The 8,832-nt window shown below is 69.9% G+C and carries 7 protein-coding genes and 2 pseudogenes; 2 read left to right on the top strand and 7 right to left on the bottom strand.

All coding sequences use genetic code 11. The features are described 5' to 3' along the window. The 4 genes and pseudogenes from VFB40_RS07765 to VFB40_RS28865 all read right to left on the bottom strand — a co-directional run. Positions 1-345, bottom strand: a 345-nt coding sequence (locus tag VFB40_RS07765) for a twin-arginine translocation signal domain-containing protein (protein WP_324848618.1), incomplete at its 3' end; no start/stop codon positions are given. Positions 346-580: 235 nt separating this feature from the next. Next, the gene (locus tag VFB40_RS07760; protein ID WP_324848617.1) at positions 581-1,225 is read right to left on the bottom strand and encodes a putative glycolipid-binding domain-containing protein; all 645 of its coding nucleotides are present in this window, start codon (positions 1,223-1,225) and stop codon (positions 581-583) included. A gap of 98 nt (positions 1,226-1,323) precedes the next feature. Then, positions 1,324-1,458: pseudogene (locus VFB40_RS28870) on the bottom strand (carbohydrate-binding protein); the annotation flags it as partial. Positions 1,459-1,596: 138 nt separating this feature from the next. Next, a pseudogene (locus VFB40_RS28865) lies at positions 1,597-2,025 on the bottom strand (hypothetical protein); the annotation flags it as partial. Positions 2,026-2,252: 227 nt separating this feature from the next. Here VFB40_RS28865 and VFB40_RS07750 point away from each other — a divergent pair. Both VFB40_RS07750 and VFB40_RS07745 read left to right on the top strand, forming a co-directional pair. Next, positions 2,253-3,461 carry a permease gene (locus VFB40_RS07750; RefSeq protein WP_324848615.1) on the top strand — a complete coding sequence of 403 codons (1,209 nt, stop codon included), beginning with the start codon at positions 2,253-2,255 and terminating at the stop codon, positions 3,459-3,461. A gap of 256 nt (positions 3,462-3,717) precedes the next feature. After that, the gene (locus VFB40_RS07745; RefSeq protein ID WP_324848614.1) at positions 3,718-4,023 is read left to right on the top strand and encodes a cellulose binding domain-containing protein; all 306 of its coding nucleotides are present in this window, start codon (positions 3,718-3,720) and stop codon (positions 4,021-4,023) included. 54 nt (positions 4,024-4,077) lie between these two features. On the opposite strand, the gene VFB40_RS07740 is transcribed toward VFB40_RS07745, so the two are convergent. From VFB40_RS07740 to VFB40_RS07730, 3 genes are all read right to left on the bottom strand, one after another. Next, complete coding sequence (locus VFB40_RS07740; RefSeq protein WP_324848613.1) at positions 4,078-6,693, bottom strand: ATP-binding protein; 2,616 nt, start codon at positions 6,691-6,693, stop codon at positions 4,078-4,080. A 146-nt stretch (positions 6,694-6,839) separates the two neighbouring features. Next, positions 6,840-7,829, bottom strand: a complete 990-nt coding sequence (locus VFB40_RS07735; protein ID WP_324848612.1) for a cellulose binding domain-containing protein — start codon at positions 7,827-7,829, stop codon at positions 6,840-6,842. Positions 7,830-7,966: 137 nt separating this feature from the next. Next, a partial coding sequence (locus tag VFB40_RS07730) for an amidohydrolase (RefSeq protein WP_324848611.1) occupies positions 7,967-8,832 on the bottom strand: 866 nt, incomplete at its 5' end.

Below are 8,832 nucleotides of genomic sequence, written 5' to 3'. Positions count from 1 at the left end.
CGCAGCGTTGAAGGCATTCAGCATCTCGCCGACGTCGGCCTTCTGAGAGCCGGTCCACCGGTACGTGCAGTTGACGAGCGCGCCCGCGTCCGCCGCCCCGTACTGCGTCGGCACGAAGAAGGGGTTGGTGGTGACGTGGTTGACGAAGACGAAGCGCCACTTCGGGGTGCTGGCGAAGTTGCCGGCCCCGCTGGCGGCGGCCGCGTTGTGCCCGCTGGTGCACGCGGCCACCAGCGACGCGGTGGCCGCCGCGCCGCCGCCGGCCAGCACCTGTTTCAGCAGGCTGCGCCGCGACGGGCTGAGGGCGCCGGACTGGTCGGCGGCCTCCTCAATGTTAGCGCTCACATCCTGCGCTGCGCGCTCGGACAGATGATCGATCAACGTTGACCTCACATCCCGCAAAGACGGCTGATGACGGAAAGTTCCGATCACAATGGGCGAAGCCGGCCTGGATGTCATCATTAGCCGACACGTCTAAGGCGTCAAGACATAAGTCACACAAGTCAGTAGTCTGGCTGATGGACACTCAGCTCGCGTCCCCGGCTGGAGCCTTGGTTGGGCGGACGCGAATTTTGCGCGCTCAGGACGCGTCGGCGCCCGGTCGCGGGGAGCCGGGGCCGCCGCTGCGCTGGTCAGCCGTCACTGTCGTCGCGGCAGAGATCCGATGTGCCATCGTCGGGTAGTCGACGACCAGTCCGTCGCGGTCCACTGTGAGGTCACTGACGAAGCTCCCTGACGCGTACCGGACGCGCGCCGCCTCCTCGGCCAGGTCGAGATGTGTGTATGACTGCTGAGACGCGACCACGCGCAGGGTTGGAACCTGCACGAACGCCATGACGAATCGGAGCGTGCCGGAGTCGTGCGGGCCGTGCTGCAACCCGTGCCGGATGATCGGCATGGTGTTGGTCACCGGCGAGCAGGCCAGATCGCAGTCGAGCGCGCCGGCCAGGTCGGCGCGCGGCTCCCCGTCCACCGTCCACGTCTCGTCCTCCCGGCGCAGATCCAGGTCGTATTGCGCGTCGGCGGTCGTGGCCGTGACGGTGAGGCGGGTGGTCGCGGCGCGGTCATCGGTGTGCAATGTGTAGGACAGCCAGTACGGCTCGGGCAGCTGACCTACCGCCCGGCCGGTTGCCTGAAGGCTCATGCCGTCGAGGTCCAGCCATGCCGCCTCGAATCCGGCCGTCTCGACGACCTGCCAGACCAGATGCCGACGCTGTCCGCCCATGGCTCTCCTCGATCCGCGTTGCCACCGGTCCACGGCCGAGGCCCCGGTGAGCACAGCGCGGCAAGGCGCTGTGCTCACCGACCTTATGTCAGCCGGACCTAAACCGGCTGCCAGAGCGCCGGCACGTTAGGCGGCTCCCAGCCGGGCAGGGACGTGTGGGCTTGGATGCATCGGTAGTTGACCCCGTTGTACGAGACGACGTCGCCGACCGAATACGCGTGGTACGCCTGCCACGAACCGGAGTAGCCACCGCCACCGCCGCCGCCTCCTCCCCCGCCGCCGCTCCCGCTGCCGCCGCTGACCTGGTTGACGGCTGCCTGGGCGTCGCTCATGTGGGACAGATAGGCGCCGTTGGTGTAGGTGGTCCACTGGCTCCAGCCGCCGTTAGCCCAGATGGTGTGGGTCGCCTGGGCCGCGCACGAGGGATCGAAGGCGCAGGAGTCGCTGACCTCGCCGTGCCAGTACGAGTTGATCTGCCACAGGCCGCGGTCGACGCTGCAGTCTGAGTCGACGAGCGTGGCCCGGGTCCAGCCGGAGCTCTCCGCCTCGGCTATCGCCACCGAGATGGTCCAGTCGTTGCCGGAGAAGCCGCCCTGCTGGGCGACCTGGGCGATCTGCACGGCGCTGTAGTGGTCTCCGGCGAGGGTGCTGACCGGGGTGCACGTCCCGTTGGGCGCGACCCGAGCGGACGGCCCGATCGGCCGGGTGCCGGCCAGCGCCGGCGACGCGGCCAGCAGGGTGGCGAGCGCGGCGGCGAGCACGAGGGCGGGGCCGCGGGCGGCCGTTCGACGTCTGAACATGGCGCCTCCTTACGGGAAAGCAGGCCTTTGCGAGCGTGGGTGGCGGCCTGCGCGCAGTTGGACTAGACCACTTGCGCAGATGATTGGACTAGACCATGGAGTGCGTCAATCATTCCGGTCGGACCAATCAGGCTCAAACCCGACACGGCCGAGCGCATGGAATACCCCGTAGGGGTATACGGTTGCAGCTGCCCACCGACCGAGCCGATGCACTGTGAGGTGACATCTTGCGCGCTGTCACGCACGCCTTGTCCATCGCCGGGTCGATGACCTGGGAGATCACCTGGGCCCTCGTCCTCGGCTTCCTGCTGTCGGCGATCGTGCAGGCATTGGTGCGAAAAAGCACCATCGTGCGATGGCTCGGCGACGACCGGCCGCGCACCCTGGCGCTGGCGTCGGCGCTGGGCGCCGCGTCCTCGTCCTGTTCGTACGCAGCGGTCGCGCTCGCACGTTCGCTGTTTCGCAAGGGGGCGAACTTCACCGCCGCGATGGCCTTCGAGATCGCCTCGACGAACCTGGTGGTCGAGCTCGGCATCATCCTGGCGTTGCTGATGGGCTGGCAGTTCACCGCGGCGGAGTTCGCCGGCGGGCCGGTGATGATCCTCGTGCTGGCGCTGCTGTTCCGGCTGCTGCTGCGCGGCCGGCTGCTGGACGCGGCGCGCGAGCAGGCCGAGCGCGGCGTCGCCGGGTCGATGGAAGGCCACGCCGCGATGGACATGTCGGTGACCGGCGACGAGCCGTTCCTGCGCCGGCTGTTCTCCCGCCGCGGGGCCACCTCGGTCGCGCACATCTTCGTGATGGAGTGGGCGGCGGTGCTGCGCGACATCGCGGCCGGGCTGCTGATCGCCGGAGCGATCGCAGCATGGGTGCCCGACGGTTTCTGGGGGCACTTCTTCCTGACCGGGCACCCGCTGGCGGCCAAGATCTGGGGTCCGCTGGTCGGCCCGCTGGTAGCGATCATCAGCTTCGTCTGCTCGATCGGGAACGTGCCGCTGGCCGTGGTGCTGTGGAAGGGCGGCATCAGCTTCGGCGGCGTGGTCGCGTTCATCTTCGCCGACCTGTTGATCGCGCCGATCTTGAATATCTACCGAAAGTACTACGGCGGGCGGATGGCGCTGTTCCTCGCCGGCTCGTTCTACGCAGCGATGACCGCGGCCGGATACGTCATCGAACTCGTCTTCGGCGGCCTCGGCCTGGTTCCCGACCAGCACGCCGCCAAGCTGCCGACCGAGGGCGTGACGTGGAACTACACGACCGTGCTGAACATCGTCTTCCTGCTCCTGGCCGCGGCGCTGGTGGTCGGGTTCCTGCGCACCGGCGGACGGGAGATGCTCGCGATGATGGGCGGGGAACCGGAGCAGCAGCACGGTGGGCACCACGGCGAACAGCACAGTGGGCACCGCGGCGAACAGCACGGCGAGCACCATGCTGCTTGATGTTCAGCGTCGGGCGTCCAAGCGCCGTGGTGTTCTGCAACTTTCACCGCCACAGGGGTATCAGTGGTCAGATCCCGCGGCTTGTGCTAGTACATCGAGGTATTGACCCTGTCAGTGCCGCGGGAGGGGCTGGATGCGCGGTGGGATAGGCACCAGAGGATTGCTCGGCGGGCGACTCGTCGCGAGTGCAGCCGCGGGTGGGCTGCTCGTCGCGACCGCGGCGGGCACACCGGCGCGAGCGGCGACCGTTCCCGCTGTGACCTGCACCTACACGATCCAGAACGTGTGGTTCGGCGGGTTCACCGCGGATATCAAGATCGCCAACAACGGGCCGACGCCTATTAACGGCTGGACAGTACGCTGGACGTTCAACGAATACACCACGGACATCTCCGCTTGGCAGTCGAGTCTCTCGGCGCCCGACGGCTTGCACGCCACGGCGACGAACGCCTCGTACAACGCCGCGATCCCGAGCGGCTACGCGACGTCGTTCGGCTGGAGCGGCCGGTCCGCCAGCACCTCGGTGCCGACGGATCTGACCGTCAACGGCGTGGCTTGTTAGAGGGCCCCAATATTGTGAGCCCGAAGACGGTCGCGCACAGCAGCTGACAGGGCGTCAGTCGTCCTGGATGCCAAGCTGCGCGCGGATTTCCCGGGCGCGAGCACCATGCTCGCCGCCCTCGATCGGCCGCCCGCAGCCGTCCAGTGCGGCGGCCAGGCCGCGCAGCGCTCGCGCCTGTTCGAAGCGGTCGCCGTTGCCCTGCGCCAGGTCCAATGCGGCTCGGTGCCGGGCCAGCGCCGAATCGGGCTGGTCGAGGGCCAACAGGACCTCGCCGAGTGCGTTGAGCGTTTCGGTCTCCAGGCTGCGATCCCCGGTCTCCCGGCTGACGGCCAGCCCGCGGTGCAGGTATTCGAGGGCTGACTCGTGGCGACCGGTGTGCCCGTGTACCGCGCCGATCGTGCTCAGCGCGCTGCCTTCGCCGCCGCGATCTCCGCTGCGCCGACACAGCTCAAGGGAGCGCTCGAGATGAGCCAACGCCTCCGCGTGACGCCCGGTTTCGCTCAACACCAGCGCCAGATTGCCCAGGGCGTAGCCCTCCAGGCGCAGGTCACCCACGTCGACGAAGATCTCGACCGCCTGCCGCAGCCCGCACTCCGCCTGCTCGGCGTCGCCCAGCCGCCGGCTCAGCGCGCCGAGATTGAGCAGTTGCGCACCCTCGCCGTGCCGGTCGCCCAATGCGCGGTAGCTCTCCAAGGCCTGACGCATGTGCTCGGCGGCAGTCTGGTAGTCGCCGAGTCGTTCGTGCACCAGTCCGAGCCGGGCCAGGGCTCGCGCCTCGCCATCCCGGTCACCGGTGCGTCGGTGTCCGGCCAGCCCCTGTTCGAAGTATGAGCGCGCCACGCTGTGCTCGCCCAGCCACCAGTGGATCCCGCCGAGATTAACGAGCGCGGCGGCGTGTCCGGGGTCGCCCGCCGTCGCTGCGGCGGCGGCGCGGTGCAGCGTGAGCGCTTCCTGATAGTGGCCGCCCACCTCGAAGGCGCGCCACAGCACCCGCGAGAGGTCCAGGCAGTGGCGCGGCGAGCCGTTCCGGGCCGCGTGAACCCCTGCAGCGACCAGTGCACCGCGCCGCTGCTCAAGCCAACGCGCCGCGTTGCGTGCATCCTCGACCGGCGGACGCGCGGTACGTGGCGGCCCGGGGTCGGGCCGGCTGCGCCGCTCGTGCGGGAAGAGGGTGTCCATCGCTGCGGCAGCGGTACCGAGGTAGTGATCGAACAACCGGCCGAGCGCGGCCTGCCGTTCCTCGGGGCTGAAGGCTTTCTCGGCGCATTCGGCGGCGTACGCGCGTAGCAGGTCGTGCATCGCGTGGGCGTCGTTTTCGGCCGGTTCGATCAGGTGGACGCGTGCCAGTTCGGATATCAGGATACTTGCGTGGCCGATTCCGACATCGGCGAGTGCGGCGAGTGCGTAGGCGTCGAATTCCCTGCTCGGGTGCAGGCCGACCAGGGCGAAGGCGCGCGCGCCCATGTCCGTGAGGCTCTTATACGACCAAGAGAACACCGACCGCACCGCGGTGCGCGGATCTCCCGCCGCGTCCAGCAGATCGAGCCGCCGCTGCTCGTCGCGCAGGCCGGCGAGCAATGCGGCCGGGCCGCGTCCGGGGCCGGCCGAGGCCAGCTCCGCGGCGATCCGCAACGCCAGCGGCAGCCGGCTGCACCGTTCGGCCAGTTCGGCCAGCTCGGGCGGTGCGGCAGCGGTGTCGACTCGGGTCACAGTATCTCTTCGGGCCGCAGGGTCGATTCGGCCGCCGATCAGGGTTCGAAGCAGGGTGACGGCTTCGCCGGCGGTCAGCGGGTCCAACCCGATCCGGCGGGCGCCCTCCCGCGCGACCAATCCGGCGAGGCCGTCGCGGCTCGTCACGATCACGAAGCAGGACGGCGCACCGGGCAGCAGCGGGCGGGCCTGCTCCGCCGTGGCCGCGTTGTCCAGCACCACGAGCATCCGCCGACCGGCGAGCAGGGTCCGGTAGAGCGCGGCCCGGTCGGCCGCTTCGGCGGGCAGCTGCGGCCCGGTCACCCCGAGCCCGCGCAGCAGCCTGGCTAGTGCGTCGACGGGTTCCACCGGCGGCTCGGGACCGTAGCCGCGAAGGTCGAGATACAACTGTCCGTCTGGGAAGCGGCCTGCGGCGCGGTGTGCCCAGTGCACCGCCAGCGCGGTCTTGCCGACGCCTGCGGTCCCGGAAACCGCCGAGACCACCACGGCGCGGGTGCTTTCCTCGGGCGGGGCGAAAGCCAATGCGTCCAGCGTCGCCAGCTCACGCGAGCGGCCGGTGAAGCCGAAGACGTCCATCGGCAGCTGCCGCGGGATCGGAATGCCGGGCATTCCCCTCTCCCCCGCCGTACCGTCTGCCGCGCCATCGCGGGCGCTTTCAGCCACGCCGTCCTCGGGCTTGGCCGCGGATCGGCGCACCCGGCGCCGGGCCTCTTCCACGCGGTCGCGGGCGGTGGCCAGCGCGCCCTGCTCGGCCGCGGTCGCGCCCAGCAGGCGCACCAGCGCGTCGAACCGGTCGGTCGGCGGCAGCACCCGGCCGGCCAGATACTCCCCGATGATCCCGTGCGACCAGCCGGTGGCCTCGGCCAGTTCCCGGTAGCTGGGCTCCGCCCGCCCCAACCGCCGGGCGTGCCGACGGCGCAGCTCGCGCAGCACCCGGGCGAGGTCGGCAGCGGTGCGCACCTCGGCCGGATCGGTGCGCAGCCGTCCGCCGACGAGTGGATGAGGGTCTATGGGCGGGAGGGTAGCCGCGAGTGCGGGCGGGTGCGCGGGGCGCTTGTGGGTGCCAGCGCCCCGCGCACCTTACCCCCGTGCGGTTGTGGTCTGGTTCATGCCGCTGTGCAGGGCAAACCGTTGAAGGTGAAGCCGCCGGGCGGCGCGGGCGGATTGGCGGAACCTATGAAACCGAAGTAGAGCTGGCCGCCCGGCCCGATCGTGCCGTCGTAGGAGGCCGGGGTGATCGTGCCGGAGCCGCCGGTGCGCGTCAGCACGCCGCCGAAGACACTGCTCACCGTCGCGGCGGGCGCCAGCGTGAAGCCGAACGTCCAGCCGCTGATCGCGGTCTGGGTGCTGTTCACGATCGTGGCTGTGGCGGTGAATCCGGTCCAGTACTGCTGCAGCTGTACGACGCAGGACGGCACCGCGGTGGTGGCCAGCGTGGTCAAGATGCCCGGATCCGAGCGGGGCGAGGTGTTCCCCCGCGCGTCGAAGGCGACGACGGCGTAGGTGTAAGAAGTCGCCGGCGACAGGTTGTAGACGGACTGGAAGTTGCCCGCCGCACCGACGGTGCGGATCGTGGTCCAGGCGCCGTTCACAAGCTGCTGCAAGTAGTAGCCAGTGACCTGCACGTTGTCAGTGGACTGACCCCAGAAGATGTTCGCGGCCGTGGTGGTGATACTGCTGAACGTCGGCGTTCCAGGCTTGGACGGCGGCGCCGAATCCGGGCCCGACAACGTCGTGAACGAGATCGGCGCGGACGGCGGGCTCTGCGAATAGCCGATGTCGGGCACCGCCGCCGAATATACGCGGAACGTGTACGTGGTCCCGGGCGTCAAGCCGGTCAGCGGCAGGTAATCGCAGACGCCGGTCGCATAGGTCTGCCACGATCCTTTCAGGTATCGCTGCACGACGTCTTCCGTCGAGTAGCAGGGGCTGCTCCAGTACATGTCGGCCGTGGTGTCGGCCACGTGGAGCACTTCGAGCCCGGTCGGCGCGGGCAGCGTGTCGGCGTGCGCGGGCGCGGCGGCGAGAGCACCGAGGCTCAACACGACCGCCACGGTGAACCCGCGCAGGCTCGTAAGAACGCGAAGACGCTTCATGGCGCCATGGTGCGCGCGGCGTGGACGGCGCGGGGCCGATCCTGGTCACCGTTGGACAGCCTTGGACGGCTGGACGGGCTTGGACGGCTGGATAGGACTTGGACGACGGGGAGCCGTCCGGCACAGCTCCGCGGGCGCTACTCGCTCCAGACTTCGTCTCCTGATACGAAGGTGGCGCGGACTCGAGCCTGATGGATCTCCTCGGCCGGTCCGGCAAAGGGATCGCGGTCGAGCACGATCAGGTCCGCCTGGCTGCCGACCTGCAGCGTGCCGGTGTCGTCGCGGTGATTGACCCACGCGGTACCGGCTGTGTACGCGGTGAGAGCTTCGGCGAGCGTCAGCCGTTGCTCGGGAATGAACGGCCCTGCCTGCGCGCCGGGGAGCGCGCGGTTGACGGCGACGTGGATGCCGGCGATCGGGTCGGCGCTGCTGACCGGCCAGTCGCTGCCTGCGGCGAGGGTCGCTCCGGAGCGCAGCAGGTCACCGAACGGGTACTGCCACCGCGCGCGCTCCGGGCCGAGCACCGGGATGGCCAAGGTGTCCATTTGCGGCTCGTGCGCGGCCCAGAGCGGCTGGATGTTCGCCACGGCGCCAAGCGGCTTGAAACGCTGCACGTCGTCCGGGTGCACCACCTGCAGGTGAGCCAGGTGGTGGCGATGGCCGCTCGCCCCGTTCGCGGCGCGAGCGGCCTGCAGCGCGTCGAGCGCCTCGCGCACCGCGCGGTCGCCGAGCGCGTGGAAGTGGAGCTGGAAGCCGTGCCGGTCCAGCTGGGTGACGTAGTCGCGCAGCAAATCCGGGTCGACGAAACTGAGGCCCCGCTCCGCCGCCGACCCGCTGTTGCACGGGCAGCCGTGGGATGCGGGGCTCAGGGTCGCAGGGCTCAGATAGGGGTCGAGCAGTGCGGCGGTGCGGCTCTCGATGATGCCGTCCTGCATGATCTTCACGCTGCCGGGATCGAAGCGGCCGACGCGTCCGCGCTCGCGCCGCAGTAGCAAATCCCCGA

The organism is Actinocrinis sp., from assembly GCF_035650855.1.
Classification (GTDB): Bacteria; Actinomycetota; Actinomycetes; order Streptomycetales; family Catenulisporaceae; genus Actinocrinis.
Note: the sequence above shows the minus strand (reverse complement) of the source record. Positions and strands in the feature narration are given on the sequence as shown.